At 43.4% G+C, this 19,900-nt stretch carries 14 protein-coding genes; 8 read left to right on the top strand and 6 right to left on the bottom strand.

What is annotated here, in order from left to right; genetic code table 11:
- Positions 1–2 precede the first annotated feature (2 nt).
- A complete protein-coding gene (gene glmS / locus Q7J63_RS08780; RefSeq protein WP_026333419.1) occupies positions 3–1,844 on the top strand; it encodes a glutamine--fructose-6-phosphate transaminase (isomerizing) in 1,842 nt (613 codons plus the stop codon).
- Positions 1,845–2,617: 773 nt separating this feature from the next.
- Here the strand turns inward: glmS and Q7J63_RS08775 are convergent.
- Positions 2,618–3,271, bottom strand: coding sequence for a DUF3365 domain-containing protein (locus Q7J63_RS08775; RefSeq protein ID WP_019595995.1), 654 nt, complete (start codon positions 3,269–3,271; stop codon positions 2,618–2,620).
- A gap of 595 nt (positions 3,272–3,866) precedes the next feature.
- Between Q7J63_RS08775 and Q7J63_RS08770 the strand changes: the two genes are divergently transcribed.
- Both Q7J63_RS08770 and Q7J63_RS08765 read left to right on the top strand, forming a co-directional pair.
- Positions 3,867–6,674, top strand: coding sequence for a YCF48-related protein (locus Q7J63_RS08770; protein ID WP_304885474.1), 2,808 nt, complete (start codon positions 3,867–3,869; stop codon positions 6,672–6,674).
- A gap of 294 nt (positions 6,675–6,968) precedes the next feature.
- A complete protein-coding gene (locus Q7J63_RS08765) occupies positions 6,969–8,222 on the top strand; it encodes a cystathionine gamma-synthase family protein (protein ID WP_304885473.1) in 1,254 nt (417 codons plus the stop codon).
- A gap of 57 nt (positions 8,223–8,279) precedes the next feature.
- Here Q7J63_RS08765 and Q7J63_RS08760 read toward each other — a convergent pair whose 3' ends face one another.
- The 3 genes from Q7J63_RS08760 to Q7J63_RS08750 form a co-directional block, all read right to left on the bottom strand.
- A complete protein-coding gene (locus Q7J63_RS08760) occupies positions 8,280–8,819 on the bottom strand; it encodes a GNAT family N-acetyltransferase (RefSeq protein WP_019596000.1) in 540 nt (179 codons plus the stop codon).
- A 132-nt stretch (positions 8,820–8,951) separates the two neighbouring features.
- The gene (gene prfA / locus Q7J63_RS08755; protein WP_019596001.1) at positions 8,952–10,028 is read right to left on the bottom strand and encodes a peptide chain release factor 1; all 1,077 of its coding nucleotides are present in this window, start codon (positions 10,026–10,028) and stop codon (positions 8,952–8,954) included.
- Between the two features lie 402 nt (positions 10,029–10,430).
- The gene (locus Q7J63_RS08750) at positions 10,431–11,024 is read right to left on the bottom strand and encodes a pentapeptide repeat-containing protein (RefSeq protein ID WP_304885469.1); all 594 of its coding nucleotides are present in this window, start codon (positions 11,022–11,024) and stop codon (positions 10,431–10,433) included.
- 221 nt (positions 11,025–11,245) lie between these two features.
- On the opposite strand from Q7J63_RS08750, the gene Q7J63_RS08745 reads away from it, so the two are divergent.
- Positions 11,246–11,488 carry a hypothetical protein gene (locus Q7J63_RS08745; RefSeq protein ID WP_019596003.1) on the top strand — a complete coding sequence of 81 codons (243 nt, stop codon included), beginning with the start codon at positions 11,246–11,248 and terminating at the stop codon, positions 11,486–11,488.
- Positions 11,489–11,507: 19 nt separating this feature from the next.
- Here Q7J63_RS08745 and Q7J63_RS08740 read toward each other — a convergent pair whose 3' ends face one another.
- Both Q7J63_RS08740 and Q7J63_RS08735 read right to left on the bottom strand, forming a co-directional pair.
- Positions 11,508–11,774: an acylphosphatase gene (locus Q7J63_RS08740; protein ID WP_304885467.1), complete on the bottom strand. Its 267-nt coding sequence runs from the start codon at positions 11,772–11,774 to the stop codon at positions 11,508–11,510.
- Positions 11,775–11,790: 16 nt separating this feature from the next.
- Positions 11,791–12,021, bottom strand: coding sequence for a hypothetical protein (locus tag Q7J63_RS08735; protein WP_304885465.1), 231 nt, complete (start codon positions 12,019–12,021; stop codon positions 11,791–11,793).
- Between the two features lie 64 nt (positions 12,022–12,085).
- On the opposite strand from Q7J63_RS08735, the gene Q7J63_RS08730 reads away from it, so the two are divergent.
- From Q7J63_RS08730 to Q7J63_RS08715, 4 genes are all read left to right on the top strand, one after another.
- On the top strand, positions 12,086–13,186 hold the full coding sequence (locus Q7J63_RS08730) for a VWA domain-containing protein (RefSeq protein ID WP_019596006.1): 1,101 nt from the start codon (positions 12,086–12,088) through the stop codon (positions 13,184–13,186).
- A 1-nt stretch (position 13,187) separates the two neighbouring features.
- Positions 13,188–14,714 (top strand): magnesium chelatase, encoded by a 1,527-nt coding sequence (locus Q7J63_RS08725; RefSeq protein WP_019596007.1) that lies wholly within the window; start codon positions 13,188–13,190, stop codon positions 14,712–14,714.
- Between the two features lie 306 nt (positions 14,715–15,020).
- Positions 15,021–16,622: an ATP-dependent RecD-like DNA helicase gene (locus Q7J63_RS08720; protein ID WP_304885462.1), complete on the top strand. Its 1,602-nt coding sequence runs from the start codon at positions 15,021–15,023 to the stop codon at positions 16,620–16,622.
- Between the two features lie 331 nt (positions 16,623–16,953).
- Positions 16,954–19,881: a DEAD/DEAH box helicase gene (locus tag Q7J63_RS08715; protein ID WP_304885460.1), complete on the top strand. Its 2,928-nt coding sequence runs from the start codon at positions 16,954–16,956 to the stop codon at positions 19,879–19,881.
- Positions 19,882–19,900 lie beyond the last annotated feature (19 nt).

Here is a 19,900-nt window from a genome sequence, read left to right as displayed (position 1 = left end):
TTATGTGCGGAATAGTAGCATACGTAGGCATGCAAGAAGCTTTGCCTATCATCATCAAAGGTCTCAAAAGATTAGAATACCGGGGCTATGACAGTGCCGGCGTAGCCCTCCTCAACAAGGAAGGCCTAAGCATTTACAAAAAGAAGGGAAAAGTCTCTGAATTGGAAAACCATCTGGTTGATCTCAAAAATCTCAATTCTACAATAGGGATTGGGCATACCCGATGGGCAACTCACGGAGAACCCAATGACGTCAATGCACATCCTCATTATTCTTCCAACGAAAAGTTTGCGATGATCCACAACGGGATCATAGAAAACTATGAAGTGTTGAAAACCGACCTCGTCAACAAAGGATATCAGTTTCAAAGTGAAACAGATTCCGAGGTATTCATCAAGTTTATCGAAGATATCTACGACAACAATGACTGTAGCCTGGAAGAGGCTGTGAGATTGGCTCTGCACAAAGTGGTGGGCGCCTATGCGATTGTTATCATGAATATAGAAGAGCCCGATACGCTCATCGCGGCGCGAAAAGGATCCCCTTTGGTTATTGGTGTTGGGAAAAACGAGTATTTTCTCGCTTCTGATGCTACTCCGATCATCGAATATACCAACCAGGTGATTTACCTGGATGATTATGAAATCGCTGTGATCAGGGACAATAAACTTCAAATCAAGACGATTGAAAATGTAGAAACCAATCCCTATATCAACCAACTGGAAATGCAGTTGGAAGCGATAGAGAAAGGTGGTTACGAGCATTTTATGCTTAAGGAAATCAATGAGCAGCCAAGATCGATCGCAGATTGTATGCGAGGAAGGTTGGATGCCAAAAATGGCCGATTGGTATTGGGCGGTTTGAGGGATTATATGAATAAATTCCAAAACGCAGAAAGAATCATCATTACGGCTTGTGGTACTTCATGGCACGCAGGTCTCGTAGCAGAGTATCTTTTTGAGGAATTTGCGAGAATTCCGGTGGAAGTAGAATATGCATCAGAGTTTCGTTACAGAAACCCTGTCGTGAGTGAAAAGGATTTCGTCATCGCCATTTCCCAGTCGGGCGAAACGGCAGATACCCTGGCAGCGATAGAATTGGCAAAATCTAAAGGAGCGACCATTTTTGGGGTTTGTAACGTTGTGGGTTCTTCCATTGCAAGGGCGACCCACGCAGGTTCTTATACCCACGCAGGCCCGGAAATCGGGGTGGCTTCCACAAAGGCGTTTACGGCACAGATTTCTGTCTTGACGATGATGGCCTTGAAACTTGGCTATCAAAGAGGAACTTTGCCTGAAAGCAGATATATCCAACTGTTGAGTGAACTGGAAACTATTCCGGGGAAGGTGGAAAAGGCTTTGAAGCTAAACGATCAGATAGAAAAAATTGCAGCAGAATATAAGGATTCCAGAAACTTCCTCTATTTGGGACGTGGTTATAATTTCCCCGTTGCCCTGGAAGGTGCTTTGAAACTGAAGGAAATTTCCTATATCCACGCAGAAGGATATCCAGCTGCAGAGATGAAGCATGGTCCGATTGCCTTGATTGATGAAGAAATGCCAGTCGTATTTATCGCGACCAAGGACAGTTCTTACGAAAAGGTAGTAAGTAACATACAGGAAGTTAAGGCAAGGAAAGGAAAAATCATTGCGGTAGTGACAGAGGGAGATACTTCGGTAAGAAATCTAGCGGACCACGTGATCGAGATTCCTGCTACAGAAGAGGCATTTGTTCCTTTGCTGGCTGTAGTACCTCTTCAGATTTTGTCCTATCACATCGCCGTGATGAGAGGATGTAATGTGGATCAGCCAAGAAACTTGGCCAAATCCGTAACTGTAGAGTAAAAAACAGGATACTTTTGGCAAATAATTCTCTGATTATAGAGAATGTATTTATAAAACCAAGCCTAATCCAAATGATTGTGTTTGGATAACAAAAAAAGTAATTGAACCCGTTTTATGCATTACGAACTCAATTCAATGGTATAATTAACTGATATTCAATTAGTTGTTGATTGTTTTTGATTTCATTTTATTGGTGTCAGGAATTAGTCTCACAATAGGCTGATTTTCTTGCAATTTCGATCTCATTTGGAAACCTAATGCATATTTTGGGTTTAAGGGATATATATTCCAAAAATACGGTTCACTCGCTCAAGCTTTTTCATCGACAGAAGAAGGAAAAACTTGAATGGGTGAACCGAAATTTTGATAGAGATTTTTGATCCAAAAAACAACCTTGAATTTTTTAAAATCCTTCGTGATGATTTAGGGCGAAAGACGTGAAGCATTGAATATCACCGCAAAACCCAAGTGCAAAAACTAGCCCGCACCTTTTTTAACCCGTTTTGTGCATTACAAATTCAATTCAATCCTGAAATTGCTTAAAAATCAGTGAGTTGTTTGCCGTATTTAACGTCACCGACTCGGTACTTCTCCTTATTCTCCAAATAGTCTGATTTTCTTGTAGTTTCAACCCCAATGGGAAGCCCAATGCATGTTTTGGAATATACAGATTGATGATAAATTGAGCTTGAGATTTGAAGGGACGTCCCCGAGCCTCCTCACACAGGCGAATTTTCCATTACCTACCAAGATCGTATTTCTGCTTTTGGGAATTAAAGTCTTTTTATCAATTCCTTTTTTGGGAGGCCTATGCTCCACATTCCCCGAAGGTCGCCCACTTTATGTCCGGTGGCTTTGTCTTCTGGGTATAGATTTTTCAATTTTTGGGCAGTCTCCGGACTGATCTCTTTGTCGATCGACCCGTGACAGTTCAGGCAAAAGGCATCGGGAATTACAATCGCTTTTGTGAAAAGCAAAATATCGCCATTTTGGATTCTCTGGATGTTGGGCTCGTTCTTGATCCCGTTTTCGGAATTGTAGGTATAAGCATCTAGAAGCGCTTCTTCCTCAGGCAAGGGTTTGTCCTCGGGGTTTCTGTATTTCATGGAGACCCTTCTGACAGTTACACCATGTTTTTCCCCAACTTCCCTTACAATTGGCAAGGCATTCACGTTGCAAAATTCGATGGCACCCGGAACCCCTTCATCGGCAATTGCTTTCTTCAGCGCTGCCATCAACTGTTCCTGGCTTTCTTTGCTGATTTCTTCCCCCCAAACCATGGCCGCCTGAATGATTTCGGATTCACTCAGTTTCTTGACTTCCATGCTTCTATTAACCTGCTCAAAAACTTCCTTGCTCACCCGTTCATTGGAACCGCAAGCACTCAAAGCCAAATAGAGGGCTAGGCTAAATATTGTTTTTTTCATCTTTTTTTTGGTTTATCCCCGATAGCTGGAAGTAAAAATCTTGGTTATTGTAAATATACGATATGCCTTTAAAATTCCATTGTGAAATCGACGGTACATTCAATTGGGATCCCAGCGGACGGGCTGTTCACTATAAGGACCAACCAAAAACTCAATTTGACGAAAGCGAAAACCCCATGTAACCGCCAAAAATCAGGACCTGCAGGATTGGGAATAGTTTCAAAAGAAGCGTTGTGGCGTTGGTTGAGAATAGGTGATTCCATCAAGAGGCAAGGGCCAATTCTCATTCCCCAATCTGCCCATAAGTGTCCATTTCCGCAGCGATCTAAAGACTAGTAAAAGGGGTGTTTTAATGAAAATTGTTAGTTTGGTGAGGTTTTCCAAAAACCAATTTGAAATTATTCGAAAAATTCAATTTATTTTCTAAACCATAACAGCAAGAAATTCACCTTTCCTCAAAAGTTTAATGCTGTTTATGCAAATTTCGCAATGGCTTGACTCTAGGGCTCAAATCGACACCTTGTAAACCTCTAGACTATTCTTATATTTAATTTCGTTTTAGTGCGCTAAAATCCCTGAAATAGACTTCCCCATTATGAAGAAACTTCTACTGCTATTGCTTTTTTTCGTAATCGTAGGGCATTCGCTTTTTGCCCAAACCTGGAGAAGGCTTGGGGGTTGGGGAAATAAACTGACTGGAATTTCATGGGTAACTGACGAAATAGGTTTTGTTTCAGGGGAACAGATTATCCTGAAAACCATTGATGGGGGATTGAGTTGGACTGAATTGGAACCTCCGACGGACAATAAAATGCTCGCCGTGGATTTTTTCAATCAAAACAGAGGACTCATTGTGGGTGAAAATGGACAAGTCTATCTGACAACCGATGGCGGGAGCACCTGGCAGCTGAAAAATTTGGCTACTGCAGCCACTTTGAAAAAAGTAAAGTTTCTGAATGAAAATAGGGCTTACATCGTCGGAGAAAAAGGCGAAGTGTTCCGCTCCACCAATGGCGGACAAAATTGGTCGAAGCAACAAGTGAATAACACCACGGATTTGAACAGTCTTTATTTTGTCAATTCTGACACCGGCTATATTGCAACGTCTTCCGGACAGGTTCTCAAAACCTTCAATGGAGGTAATGCATGGACCTTGGGCAATACCGGTGAAAGTAAATCATTGAATGACATTTATTTTGTGTCAGGCAAAACGGGTTATGCCGTGGGTGAAAAGGGAATAATTCTAAAAACAATTGATGCCGCCCAATCTTGGACAGTTGTCAACAGCGGTACCGAAAGGGACCTGATCAGCGTTTCTTTCAACAAAACCAATTCCAATGCCGGGGTGATAGTGGGCAACTCCGGAACGCTGCTTAGGACCGTCAATGGAGGCCTGACCTTCGATGGCATCAACATCAACAATTCCGAGAATTATGCCGCAGCAAGCTTTAGGACGGGTTCTAATGTTGTGTTTGCTGTAGGAACCAACGGCTTTGTCATTTCTTCCATCAATTCTGGAGGAAGCTGGACACTTCGGTTATCGGGTGTGGACAATGACTATACGGGAACAAAATTCAAAACGGCAAATCTTGGTTATATCATTGGAAAGGCGGGCAGGTTCTTGGTGACCTCCAATGGTGGAACCTCCTTGGTGGATCGCTCCAGGCCTTTGTCCATTGCTTTCAACGGTTTGTCTTTTCCCACAAACAACTTTGGTTATCTCGCCGGAGAAAACGGGATTGTCCTCAGGACGGGAAATTCCGGCTCCAACTGGACCTCCCTCAACCTCAACACGGAGGTAAACATCAATGGACTTTTCTTTTTTGCCAACAGTGTGGGTTATGTAGTCGGAAATGGTGGATTTATCTCTTCGACGACAGATTCTGGTGTGAATTGGAAGGAAGTCACTGGCAGCAATACGAATGTGGATTTAAGGGACATCGCCTATTTTGATTTTGCGGTTGGGATCGTAATCGGAAAAAACGGGTATTTGGGATGGTCTTTTGGCGGGCAACAATGGGAGAAAATCACCCTTCCTACCACAGAAAACCTAAATGCGATGAAATTATTGGACGTGCAAAATGCCATCGTTGTCGGAGACAAAGGCAGTATTCTGAAAAGTTCGGACCAAGGGAAAACCTGGAAAAAGATCACCACATCGTTTACACAAAACATGACTGCTATTGATTTTTTGGATGAGTCTGTTGGATTTATTGCCGGCGAAAAAGGATTGATGCTTAGGACGATCGATGCCGGTGAGACCTGGGAAAGAATGCCCACGGGGACCTTCCAGAATTTTTCGGGGATCAGTTTCGGCGACCTGAGCCGGGGGTATGCTGTCGGTGCGAAGGGAACGCTTTTCAGTTACAGCTGCCAAGTCCCGGAAACCCCAACAGTCATCTTTGGGGAAAGCAATATTTGCCTCAGTCAGCAGATTTACACCGTCCAGTCCGATTTGCTTCAGGGAGAGGAATTTGACTGGAGAGTGGATGGGGGGACCATTTTGGAAGGTCAGGGAACCAACAAAGTTATCGTCAGATGGGACAGTCCGGGAAGAAATGCAGTATTGGTTAGGGGGAAAAACAATTGTGGAAATGGAAGTACCCGTGGACTTGAGGTGTTGGTTTCCACCGAGCCTGTAAAAATCCCCGAAATTACCGGCGAAGGGGCGGTCTGCTTGAATAGTTTTGCAGAATATGAAGTTTTCGATGTTCCAGGGACCGATTTTTTATGGGAATTGACTGGTGGACTTATCCTGGAAGGCCAGGGAACTTCCAAGGTCAAAGTGCAATGGACAGGATTGAATGCCCAGCAGCTAAAAGTTACCCCCAAAAACCCTTGTGGAAATGGATTGGCTTTTTCTAAAAGCATCTTGGTGCAAAATGTTCCCGAACTTCCCTCAGTAATTTCCGGGCCTGTTATGGTCGCCTTATCCGAAGAAGAATACCAAGTGGTGAAAGTGCCAAATGTCAACTACCAGTGGAGTGTAAGTGATGGTGGAGGAGAAATTTCGGAAGGGCAAGGGACAAGTAAAGTCAAGGTGACTTGGAAAAAGGAGGGGAATTTCGACTTGATCGTCTCTCCAATGAACGGCTGCAACAAGGGTGAAGAAAGAAGTTTGAAGGTCAATGTGAATCTCATTACCAGTATAGGAGAGGAAAATTTCGATGCCAAAATCGAACTTTATCCAAACCCGTCGCAAGGAAACCTCAATTTAAGATTGCTGGGCCTAGGCGATGTCCAGGAAATTTCAATCGTGAATGCCTTGGGACAAACTTTGAATCAAATCAAGGGAAGACCAGGGGTTTTTGAATACGCAATCTACAATTTGCCACGGGGACTCCATACCGTGGCGATCCGCACCCGAGAGCGGGAATATTACAGGAAAATAATCGTGAATTAATTTTCAACCCCCTACTGGGGTACCCTCCTCATTCATCGGGGTCTTGATGAAACCCAAAAGGAAATTGATGAGAAATTTCTTTTTGGGTTTCCCCCCATATTTTTTGGAGGCGGACCTCGTTATTCAAAAAGCCAAACAAAATTTTATTTTGGTAAAATGGAATAAAATATATTCCTGATCCATTTTTATAAAATAAAATCCATATATTTTTAAGTGATTCAAAATAATATTTTATGAGTCTTCTTGATTTTATTGGAAGATTTTATGTCATTTGCACTCCTAAACCCAAATGTAATGGACCAAAGAAATTTTCATCCGGAAAGTCTGATGATGACCCATGGATACAAGCCGGAATTGTCCGAAGGGGCGATCAAATGTCCTATTTTCCAAACCTCCACTTTCGTATTCAAATCTGCTGAAGAGGGCAAATCCTTTTTTCAGGTTGCCTATGGCAAAAGGGAAAAAGAACCTAACGAGGAATTGGGATTGATCTATAGCAGATTGAACAATCCGGATCTTCAAATTTTGGAAGAAAGACTCTGTCTTTGGGATCAGGCAGAGGAATGTGCTGTGTTTGAAAGCGGCATGTCGGCCATTTCTACAGTTATGCTGGAGTTTTTGCGGCCTGGCGATGTTCTTCTTTACAGCAAGCCCGTCTATGGCGGTACAGATCATTTCATCAATAAGGTTTTGCCACAATACGGAATCAATGGCATTGGATTTACAAGTTCCCAGTCATTGGAAGAAATCACCGAAATGGTAAAGTCCAAAGGGGCTGAAGACAAGGTCAAGATGGTATTTGTGGAGACGCCAGCGAATCCCACCAATACGCTGTTTGACTTGGAAGTTTGCCGAATGGTAGCTGACCAGCATTCCAGAAATGATGATAAGGTGATCGTTTGCGTCGACAATACCTATATGGGGCCACTTTGGCAACATCCTTTGGCGCACGGGGCGGACTTGGTCGTCTATTCCGCCACCAAATATATCGGGGGTCACTCTGATCTTATTGCTGGTGCAGTATTGGGTAATGTATCGCTCATGAAGCGTGTAAGGACCCTTAGGACCTTTTTGGGAAATATGACTGGACCTTGGACGGGTTGGTTGCTGATGAGAAGTCTGGAAACTTTAAAGGTAAGGATGACCAAGCAGGCTGAAAATGCCGAGAAAGTAGCGGGATTCCTTCAAAATCATCCTAAGGTGGAAAAAGTCTATTACCTCGGAAATCTAATGCCTGGGGATCCTCAATATGCTGTTTTCAAAAAACAAATGACCTCAGCAGGAGCGATGTTGTCATTTGACATCGTCGGAGGAGAAAAGGAAGCCTTTTCTTTTTTGAACAATTTGAAACTTATCAAACTGGCGGTTTCACTGGGAAGTACTGAATCGCTTGTAGAGCATCCAGCGACCATGACCCACAGCGATGTAAGCGAGGAGGACAGAAATTTGCTGGGAATCAGTGAAAAACTGGTTAGGATTTCCATTGGAGTAGAGCATTATTCCGACATTATCTGGGATATTGAACAGGCTTTGGCCATCGATATCTAAAAATAAATGGCCTGGTTCAAAAGCGGGAAGGATTTCCCAAGAACCAGGCCGTTTGTTTTACGCGTGTTTTTCTACGTCATCGCGAATCATCACATATTGGAAAAGATCTCCAACTTCACCATTTTTTATATAGCCATGTTTCAAAATGGCTTCGGGAACATATCCGGCATTTTCCAACACCTTCATGCAGGCAAAATTGAAATCGTATACCTGCGCGTAAATCCTTTTGATTTCCGGAAATTTTTCAATCACGTATTCGCTATAAAGCTGGACCGCTTCAGTCGCGATACCCTTTCCCCAGAATGGTTCTCCGATCCAGAAGCCCAGCTCTAAATTTGTGCTCAATTCATTTTTCCCGATCTCACAGCCAATCGATCCTGCTAATTTGCCTTCAAACTCAATGGCAAAGTTTTGTGGGGGATTGAATTTTTGGTTGTGCTCGATCCAAAACCGTGCATCGTGAATCGTATAGGGCTGAGGATAACTGTCTTTGAGGTTCTTGGCTATATTTGGATTGTTGGCCAAGGGATATAAGCTATGGAAATGTCCATCTTGCCAAGAAACCAGACTTATGCTTTTATTTCCACTAATAATCATGCAGGTTGGTTTTAGTTTTCTTTAAGTTAACGCCCTTTTGTGATTTTCTGTACTAAAAACCAAAATATTACAGTTTAACGCCTAAAATTATTAGCATTCTGCAATTATTATCCTTCTTTTTTCAGCAAATGGCTATTCTTCCATGCCATTGGTCTTCATTTTATCAAGATTCTCTGCAAATCTCAGGGCGGAAATGAATTCCTCGATATTTCCTTCCATGAAATCGGGAAGGTTATAGACGGTTTTGTTGATACGATGATCCGTCACGCGGCTTTGGGAATAGTTGTAAGTCCGGATTTTGTCAGACCTGTCTCCACTTCCTACCATTGACCTTCTTTGTGCGCCCACGGCATCGTTGTGCCTGTTCAATTCAATTTCGTAAAGCCTGGAACGCAATACTTTCAGCGCTTTTTCAAAGTTTTTGATCTGGGATTTTTCATCCTGACAGGTCACGATCATTCCTGTGGGAAGGTGGGTAAGCCTTACCGCCGAATAGGTGGTGTTGACCGATTGTCCACCAGGACCGGAGGAACAGTAGGTGTCTTTTCGGATTTCATTCATGTTGATATTCACCTCGACCTCATCCATTTCTGGGAGGACGGCAACGGAAGCTGCGGAGGTGTGGACCCGACCTTGTGTTTCGGTGGCGGGCACGCGCTGTACGCGGTGGACTCCGGATTCATACTTCATCATCCCGTAGACATCAGGTCCCGTGATGGTGCTGATGATTTCTTTGTATCCTCCTGAGGAGCCAAAGGTTAGATCCAGTACGGTAAGCTGCCAGCCCTGTTTTTCACAAAAGCGTTGGTACATCCTGAAGAGATCTCCGGCAAAAATCGCGGCCTCATCCCCTCCGGTACCTGCCCTTACTTCCAGGATACAGTTTTTGGAATCATTTGGATCTTTGGGAATCAATTGTTGCTTGAGTTTTTCCTCCAATTCCTCTTGCCTGTTTTTCAACTCCTCGATCTCCGCCTTGGCCATTTCCCTAAAATCCGGATCTTTTTCCTTGTCCAGAATTTGCTTGGAGCTGGTGATGTTATCCAAAACCAGTTTGTACTCGTCATACAATTCCACAATTTTTTCCAAGTCCTTGTACTCTTTGGTTAGCTTGGTGTATTTGCCCATGTCCGACATCGCATCCGGCTGAATGATCAGCTGACCCACATCTTCAAATCTATCTTTGAGTGCTTGTAATTTGTCAAGCATATTGTTTTCTTTTTTTGATTGACAAAATTAAGAAAATTATCGAGAGTCGCAGGAGGAAACGAAAAATGAAGCCCTTTCCAAACTTGGGGGAACAGAGACTGAACGACTCTTGAACCCGAAATATGCATTAGGTTTCCAAATGGGATTGAAACTGAAAGAAAATCAGACTATTGGGAGAATAATTCCTGACTCCAATAGGGTGAAGTTAATAATAGTCAACACCCAATTGATTATCAGTTCATTACAATATTGAATAGCGTTTGTAATGCATAAAACGGGTTGAAAAAATCACTTGAAAAGGGCAGCAAACCTTTTTCAAAAATTCAGAGGTTTGCATTTGGGAATAAGACCTCTTGCGACCAAAATAACAACACTTTTAGCAATGGAGTATTGAATTGCAACCTATCCATCATTGGTGATCTCCAATTGGTGTTTGAATAACAAGCCTCCAAGGTTCAAGGCTGAAAATTTCGCCTTTTTCATTTTGTTCCTGTCGGGGTCAATGGCAAAATTATTGGCCGAACGAAAATCCGCTTTCTCCAGAATCGTGTTGGAAAACTTTGTCCCGCTCAGGTCACAAGCATCAAAAACAGCTTCTGTCAAATCCGTCTCCGTGAAATCCGTTTCTTTGAGTGAGCAACCTGTGAATTTCGTTTTTCGAAGTTTTGTGCCAAAAAAAGTGCAGTAATCCAGATAACAGTCTTGGAAACTGAAGGAAAACAGAAACCTGTTACATCTCGTGAAATCTACCCCAAGCAATTTGCATCCAATGAAAGTGGCATTTCTAAAACCCGCCCCTTCGATCAAAGCCATGGAAAAATTGCAGTTTTTAAAAGTACAATCCTCAAAATCATTGTCTCTCAAATCACTTTTCGCAAAATCACAAGCGATAAATTCACATTTGATAAACTCCCTGTTTCTCAGCTTTTTTTCAGCGTAACTTATATTGGAAAATGTTTTTTTCAGGTGAAGAATCGGATCTATTGAGGGATTCATTTGCGTCGGTTTTTGAATGCGGTCAAAAATAATCAATCGAAATTTATTTGAAGAAAATGCATACAAAAGATTATTTTTTATTGAATCAGGAGCGTGAGTATTCGTACTTTATCAGATTGACTGTGGGTGGAAAAGCCCCTTATCCGAGACCCGAGTGAAAAATCTGAAGAAATTGTAGCGTTTCTCCTCGGTTTTACGTCTTTATAACAAATCGCAAATTCATGAAAAAGACATTGTCAATAATCATTCTGGCCATTTCAGGAATATTTTTAGCTTTCCAGTGTGAGGACCAGCAACCCAAGGAAATAGTGAACTGTATTGATCCCGCAAAAATCAATACTGAAGCAGTTTGTTATATGCTTTTTGATCCTGTCTGCGGCTGCGACGGAAAGACTTATTCCAATGACTGTCTGGCCACCAATAGCGGCGTAACCTCCTTTGTGAAAGGGGCATGTGAAAAGTAATACTTTTCGCCTTCGGGAATTAATACAGGATTGAAAAATCCGCATACCCCTGTTTTTCTCCTTCTTCTTCCCAGAGGGCGTCCACTTTTGCATTCGGAGGTCCTTTCCTCAGCCATTCTTCCATTGCCATCACGGCATAGAACTCACCTTCGATTTCCGTCAATACAGATCCGTCTGGCTCATTTTTGACCCAACCCTTTATCCCCAATTCCAGGGCTTTTTGTTGAGTACACTTTCTGAAAAAAACTCCTTGAACATTTCCGGTTACCCTTATTTTTTTATTCATCGCAATTGGTTTAGGATTATTTTTTTTCCAAAAGAGGCGCATCGTAGTCCTCATACCACTTTTCTTCGAAAGTATGTTTGACCTCCACATCGGCCGTCAATACTTTATAAACCATCCAAAGCACCAAAACCGGTGAAATGGAAAACATAAATAGGATCAGTCCTGTGCTTAAATTCACCTGGACGGAGGTCACATAGATCAAGAGAAAGCCTGTGACCAGGTAGACGGGAAAGAGATAGTTTTTCATATATTTTCATATTAATCGTACAAGATTTAAACCAGTTTTCCCCTATTTTGGTTATGACCGTGTTATGAAAGGATTTAGATTTACACAATATATACCCCCGCAGGACCCTGAGAAAAATGCTTTCGAAAACCTGTTGAACATTTTTCTTCAATTGGTGACCATGACGGGAGGAGATGTGTCGGAGGCCCTCAATTGGCTGAGTAACCTGGACAAGCGCTACAAAATGACCAATCCGGAGTACGGCATCGGGGATTTTATCGAAGAGATGAAGTCCAAGGGCTACCTGACGGAAGAAAACCAAAAAGGTGGTTTCAAAATCACTGGCAAAGCGGAGCAAACCATTCGGAAGAGTGCCCTGGAAGAAATTTTCGGAAAACTCAAAAAAGCCAAGGGAGGAACCCACAAGACAACCCATTCGGGACAAGGGGAAGAAAAGGGAACGGATCGTCGTGCCTATGAATTTGGAGACAATCTGGATCAGATAGCCCTGACGGATTCTTTGCGGAATGCACAGATCAACCATGGACTTTCTGGGGATTACCTGTTGACGGAAGGGGATTTGGAAATCAATGAAAATGAATTCCGAACCCAAACCTCCACAGTCCTGATGATCGATATATCGCATTCGATGATTCTCTATGGGGAAGATAGGATCACCCCGGCCAAAAAAGTGGCCATGGCCTTGGCCGAATTGATCAAAACCCGATATCCAAAAGACACCTTGGACATTATCGTGTTCGGAAACGATGCTTGGCAGATTGAAATCAAGGATTTGCCCTACCTACAAGTCGGGCCGTACCACACCAATACAGTAGCGGGACTTGAACTCGCCATGGATTTGCTCCGAAGGAGAAAAAATCCCAACAAACAGATCTTCATGATCACCGACGGTAAACCAACCTGTTTGAAAGTCGGCATCAAATATTATAAAAACGCATTTGGTATCGACAGCAAAATTCTCAGCGAGACGCTAAAATTGGCTGCTCAATGCCGCAAGATCAAAATCCCTGTGACCACCTTCATGATCGCAACGGATCCCTATCTCAAGGAATTCGTCAAAGAATTCACCAAGGTGAACAATGGCAATGCTTATTACAGCAGTTTGAAAGGTCTGGGAGACCTTATTTTTGAAGATTATAAAAGAAACAGAACAAAACGTGTATAGCATGGACTATCAGAAATTGACAGCAAAAGAATTATTGAAAATAAAGACTTTGGGGGAATTGAAAGCGTCCGGCTACCAGCCCCGCTCGATCAAAGAAGAACTTCGCCAAAACCTCATCAAAAAAATCCAGAAAAAAGAGAACGTGTTCGAAGGCATTTGGGGATTTGAAGATACTGTAATCCCGGATATCGAGCGCGCCATACTCTCACGGCACAACATCAACCTTTTGGGATTGAGAGGACAGGCCAAAACAAGAATTGCCCGATTGATGACCCATTTATTGGATGAATATGTGCCAGTGGTGGATGGAGCAGAGTTGAATGACGACCCACTTCAGCCCTTGACTGCCTATGCGCATGACCTTATCGCCTCAAAGGGCGACCATACACCCATTTCTTGGTGGCATCGACACGACCGCTACACCGAAAAACTCGCTACCCCGGATGTTTCTGTTGCTGACCTGATCGGTGATGTGGATCCCATAAAAGCCGCTACACTGAAGCTTTCCTACAATGACGAAAGGGTGATCCATTATGGCCTGGTGCCAAGGTCTCACCGTTCCATTTTTGTGATCAACGAACTCCCCGATTTGCAGGCAAGGATTCAGGTTGCCCTGTTCAATATCCTGCAGGAAGGCGATATTCAGATCCGTGGTTTCAAGCTGAGATTGCCCTTGGACATCCAATTTGTCTTCACGGCCAACCCAGAAGATTACACCAATCGAGGAAGTATCGTCACGCCACTCAAGGACCGTATCGAAAGCCAGATCATCACGCACTATCCAAAATCCATCGAAATCGGAAAGAGGATCACTGCACAGGAAGCAAGACTGGACGGCAAGCCCTTGGACAAAATTCATGTTCCCGAATTGATGAAGGACCTGATCGAGCAGATTGCAGTTGAGGCAAGAAGTAGCGAATATGTGGACGAAAAAAGTGGCGTTTCTGCCCGCTTGACGATTTCCGCCTATGAAAACCTCATCAGTGCGGCAGAGCGACGCCTTTATCTGAACAATGAGGAAAGTACCGTCATCAGAATCGCAGATTTGATTGGCGTCATTCCAGCAATTACCGGAAAAGTGGAGTTGGTGTATGAAGGAGAACAGGAAGGTGCCGGTTTGGTCGCCTATAATTTGATTGGAAAAGCCATCAGGACCCTGTTCACGGATTATTTCCCATCACCTGAGCAGAACAAAAAAGAAAAATTGGCCAATCCTTATGAGGCAACGGTGGCATGGTTTGGGGAAGGAAATTCCCTGGACATTTTGGCTTCCCAAAATGACAAAACGTACAAATCCCTTCTGCATGGGGTTCCGGGACTTGAAACCGTCATTACCCAGACGGTGAAAAACCTTCCGGAAAGAGAAAAGGAGTTCTTCATGGAATTTGCACTCCACGGTTTGGCGGAGTACAGCCAGTTGAGCAAAAAATTGCTTGAAACAGGGATGCAGTTCAAGGACCTCTTCAGCTCCATGTTTGACATGGGCGCTCCGGACGATGACGATTTCGAAGAGGATGATGATTTGTAGCCAATTGAATCCATCAATCCATACGGCATAAACTTGCCGGGTTTTTGGAAATTTGGGCCTTGCTGGATTTAAAATCCAGCAAGGCCTTTTTTTGGCAGGAATATGCCGTCGATGTGTTTTTTGGATATTTTAGACCAGGCTTTTATGAAACAAAGTTTTTTTTCCAATGAAATTGCGTGAGATAAATTGGCAGCAAGATGTGAGTCTGGGCGGTAATAGGCTTTAATTTTAGGCTGTTTGTGGAGGCTGTCAATGGGAATCATTCAATTTCTCCTTACCTTGGGGGATTCATCAAAACCCAGTCGAATGTCCTCTTTTTCTTTGAAGCAGTTTTTTTATGACGAGTTTAAAAAGAACAATCTCGACACCGAAAACAAGGCATTTATTCAGGCTTTGGAGATTGCGCTTTTCTCCGAAAGATCCCTTTTTCTCACCGGAAGGGCAGGAACTGGCAAAACCACTTTCCTCCATACGCTAAAAAGAATCAACCTGGATAAAAATATGGCTGTGATCGCTCCTACAGGAGTCGCTGCCATCAATGCCAAGGGAAAAACGATTCACTCCTTCTTCAGGATTGATCCAAGGCAGCTCTTCCTGCCTGGAGATCCCCGGCTTCAGCCCAATGCCCGTGACAAAAAGACCTCCATATTCAAGACTTTTTCATTTGCAAAACCCCAGCTGGATGTGATCAGAAGGCTCGACATCCTGATCATCGATGAAGTATCCATGGTCCGTGTGGAGCTTTTGGACGTGATCGATCAAATCCTTCGGGTATTCAGAAAAAAATTGCACCTGCCTTTTGGGGGAGTCCAATTGATTCTCATCGGAGATCCTTTCCAATTGCCGCCCGTGGTCCGAAATGAGGACTGGCAGCATTTGTCCCAACATTACAATACCAGATTTTTCTTTGGCTCCCATGCATTCAAAAGCCTGCAGCCCATTCATATCGAGCTTCAGAAAATCTATCGGCAAAAGGACGAAGAGTTCAAGGCCTTGCTCAACAGGGTCCGTGAATCTTCACACACCTTTGACGATATTGCCTTGTTGAACCAAACGGTCAAAAAATATTCCTTTGACCTTTTGGACCAGGGATATGTGTTGCTGGGAACGCACAATCAGACCATCGCAGAAATCAACAGCAAAAAGCTGGAAGAACTGAAGGGGACAGAACATCATTTTCCCGGGATAATCAAGGACAATTTTCCGCCGAACATGGCTCCTTTTGACCCGATGGATCTCACCTTCAAGGTGGGTGCCCAAGTAATCTTCATGAAAAATAACTCCTTTTTGGGCTATTACAATGGCATGATCGGGAAGATCACGAAGATCGAAAAGAATTCTATTCAGGTACAATCCATGCCAGGACGGATTTACGAGGTGGAAAGGGAGCTTTGGGAAAACGTGGAATTCAAATACAACGAAAAAGAGGATCATGTAGAATCCGAAGTGATCGGTACCTTTTCTCAATTCCCACTGAAACTCGCCTGGGCCATTACCATCCACAAAAGCCAAGGCTTGACTTTTGAACGGGCGATCTTGGACATCAGTCGCTCTTTCGAGTCCGGACAAGTCTATGTGGCCTTGAGTCGCTGTACAACTTTGGAAGGTTTGGTCCTGAAAAACAAAATCCAGTCCAATTCGGTGAAAACCAGCCCCGATTCAATCGAATTCGCCTTGCAAAAATCGGGAGATGCCTATATAGAACAGGAACTTGAACATGCCCGGGCAATGGTCGCTGTAAAATATGCCTTTCAGGCTTTCAAAGTTGGGAATTATCCGCTTGCTGAAAGACTCTACGCTGAAATCCATGGCATCCAGGACATTACGCTTTTTCCCAAATGGGAACAGTTTTTAAGAGTGAGAAAGTGGCTGCAATACAAAAACCAACTCAGGGCAATCCCAAAGTAAGAACAGCCGTTTTTCCCAAAAAACGGAAGAAAAGATAATGTCATTGGCCATCGCATTCCTGGATATTTGGGTGAAAATTGGTCGATCGGTTTACGGGTAGGAAAGGGCAATAAAAACCTATCCACACCTCATTTTTTGCATATTTGGACTTTCCGGATGATTAAATTCTTCCCAACCTCTTATAATTTGTCTTATTTCTCCTATTTATTTCCCATTCTTTCTGGGAAAACCCCTTATTATAAATTTTATTGTTTAATTTTCGAGCTAGTTTAAATTCAAAAAAACTGTTGATTGGACAGTTTTGCTCCGTTGATTATTTTCCCAGAAAACTATGAAAGTTTCTTCCGAGAAGCCTTTTGAGATTGTATACTCCCTATTTAGCCACGAATACCTTGGATTGCTTTTCGAATCCTTTGTGATTCAGCTGGATGAAAAGGGCAGGCTTTCGTTTGCCCACCAAAATATTTCGCATGTCAATGCACCCGAGTTTGCTGCAGGTCTTGATGAGAAGGACTATGCACTGATTCAGTGGATGGATGAAATGCAACAGGATGCCTTGGTGAAAAAACTCAATACCAAGAAACTTAAAGCCAAGGAATATCTTCGGAAGATCTATGATGAAAAAACCGGAAACAAAACCATCCAAGAACTGATCGAGGTCAAAGTGGAAGGATTGAGGGCTAAGGTCCTTGAAAACCTCCAGGGAAAACGGTTGTTTGAGATGGGAAATGATGGCAATCCGATTTGGAGGGAAATTGAGATCATGCCGGAAAAAGCCAAAGTGCTTTTCCATTTCCGAAGAAATGAGGAAAACACGCATTATTTCCCAACGATCAAATACCGGGGAGAAAAACTGGAATGGCAATATCGGAATGGCTATCTGGTCTGTCACGACCCCGCCTGGCTGGTGGTGGACAACAATCTTTTTAGTTTTGCGAAAGGTGTGGATGGAAAAAAGCTACAGCCATTTCTGAACAAAAAATTCATTGTCATTCCCAAAAAAATCGAGCAACAATACTACAAAAAGTTTGTCACCCAGCTAGTGGCCTCCTTTGACGTCTATGCCCAAGGTTTTGACATCAAGGTGGAGAGAAGTCAGCCAGAACCAGTCCTGAGTCTCAGTGACCTTCCCGGAACCCCAAAATTGGACCTGTTTGGCAACAAATTGGAAAATGAGGACGAAGACCAGATCGTTTTTGACCTCCAGTTCCAATATGGTGACTATGCGTTTCGCTCAGAAGAAAAGGCTTCCAACAATGTCGAACTCGAGGAATTGGGAAACAACTATGTTTTTCACAAAGTCATCCGTGACTTGGAAAAGGAAAAGTCCTATGGAGATTATCTGAAGGATTTGGGTCTTCCGGTTAAATCTTCCCGTTTTTCCCTGACCAAGTCAAAAGCCTTTGGATGGATCAATACCCATAAGGACAACTTGGAAGAAATGGGGATCAAAATCCGCCAATCTGCCATTTTTAAAGGAAAACGTTACTTTATAGGCCATGCACACATCAGTGTGGAGGTAAAGGAAAACATCGACTGGTTTGATGTCAACGCTTTGATCCGGTTTGGCACCTACGAAATCCCGTTCTCCAAAATCCGGAAACTTTTGCTTCAGGGAAAATCGGAGTTTGAGTTGCCCAATGGAGAAATCGCCGTTATCCCCGAGGCGTGGTTTGTCAATTATTCAGAGATTTTCTCCTTTTTGGAAGATCAGGAAAAGAACGACCCCGTGCTGAAGTTGAAAAAACACCACATCGCACTGGCCTTGGAACTGCAAAACCACAACCTTGTCCAGCTTTCCCTGAGCAAAAAACTGGAAAAACTGAAGGACTTTGACACCATTGAAGACTATGATCTTCCTGAGACTTTTCATGGAACACTCAGACCTTATCAAAAAGCGGGGTACAATTGGTTGCGGTTTCTGAATGAATACCGGTTTGGAGGTTGCCTGGCAGATGACATGGGTCTTGGAAAAACTGTCCAAACACTGGCGCTTCTGGCCCACGAAAAACAAAGGACTTCAGGCGCGACATCACTCTTGGTGATGCCAACCTCCCTGATTTACAACTGGGAACTTGAGGCCAAGAAATTTACGCCCGAATTGAAGATTTTGGTCTATACCGGCACGCAAAGACTAAAAGACAACAGTCGATTTGCCAAATATGATTTGGTATTGACCTCCTATGGGATCACAAGGATGGACCTTTCACTCCTACAGGATTTTTATTTCAACTACATCATCTTGGATGAATCCCAGGCCATCAAAAATCCGGGAAGTATCATTTCCAAGGCAGTCAATGAGTTGAAATGCAAGCACAAACTCATCCTCACAGGAACGCCCGTGGAGAATGGCACCATGGATCTTTGGTCCCAGATGAATTTCATCAACAATGGACTTCTGGGCAATCAGAGCATGTTTAAAAAACAGTTTTTATTGCCGATTGAGAAAAAGAACGACCGGGACAAGGCCATCAAATTGAATGCGATGATCAAACCCTTTGTCCTAAGGAGGTTGAAAACCCAAGTGGCCACCGACCTTCCCGAGAAGGTTGTCAATGTGAAATATTCCACCATGACACCCGATCAGGAAAAGGCCTATGAGGAAGTGAAGAGCTATTACAGGGAAAAAATCGTCAATGAAAATAGTCTTCCGGGACTTAAAAACCAACAATTCATGCTGCTTCGGGGTTTGACCCAGCTGCGACAGATTGCCAACCATCCCCGCTTGACCAACAAAGACTATACGGGAGATTCCGGGAAACTGGAGGATGTGATCCACATGCTCAATGCCACGGCGAGTGAGGGGCATAAGGTTTTGGTTTTCAGTCAATTTGTTCGGCATTTGGCCATTGTGAAGGAATATTTGGAGGAAAAACAAATCCCCTATGCTTACCTAGACGGAACGACCAAGGACCGACAAGCCCAGGTGGAATCCTTTCAGGAAAATGACAAAATCAAAATATTCCTGATTTCCCTAAAGGCCGGTGGAGTGGGTCTAAACCTAACCAAAGCGGAATATGTGTTCTTGTTGGATCCTTGGTGGAATCCTGCAGTTGAGTCACAGGCGATCGATAGGGCGCACAGGATCGGTCAGGAAAATAAGGTCATGATCTATAAATTTATTACCCACAATACCGTGGAGGAAAAAATTATGGCCCTGCAGGAAAGAAAAATGGCCCTTGCCGGGGAATTGATCAGTACCGAGGAAAGCTTCATGAAGACCCTCAGCAAGGATGACATTCAGGCATTGTTGGAATAACCGATTTTCGGTTGTTCCA

The sequence above is a fragment of the Rhodonellum sp. genome (genome assembly GCF_030656585.1).
Taxonomy (GTDB): domain Bacteria; phylum Bacteroidota; class Bacteroidia; order Cytophagales; family Cyclobacteriaceae; genus Rhodonellum; species Rhodonellum psychrophilum.
The sequence above is the reverse complement of the archived record's forward strand: the minus strand, read 5'-3'. Positions and strand labels throughout refer to the sequence as shown.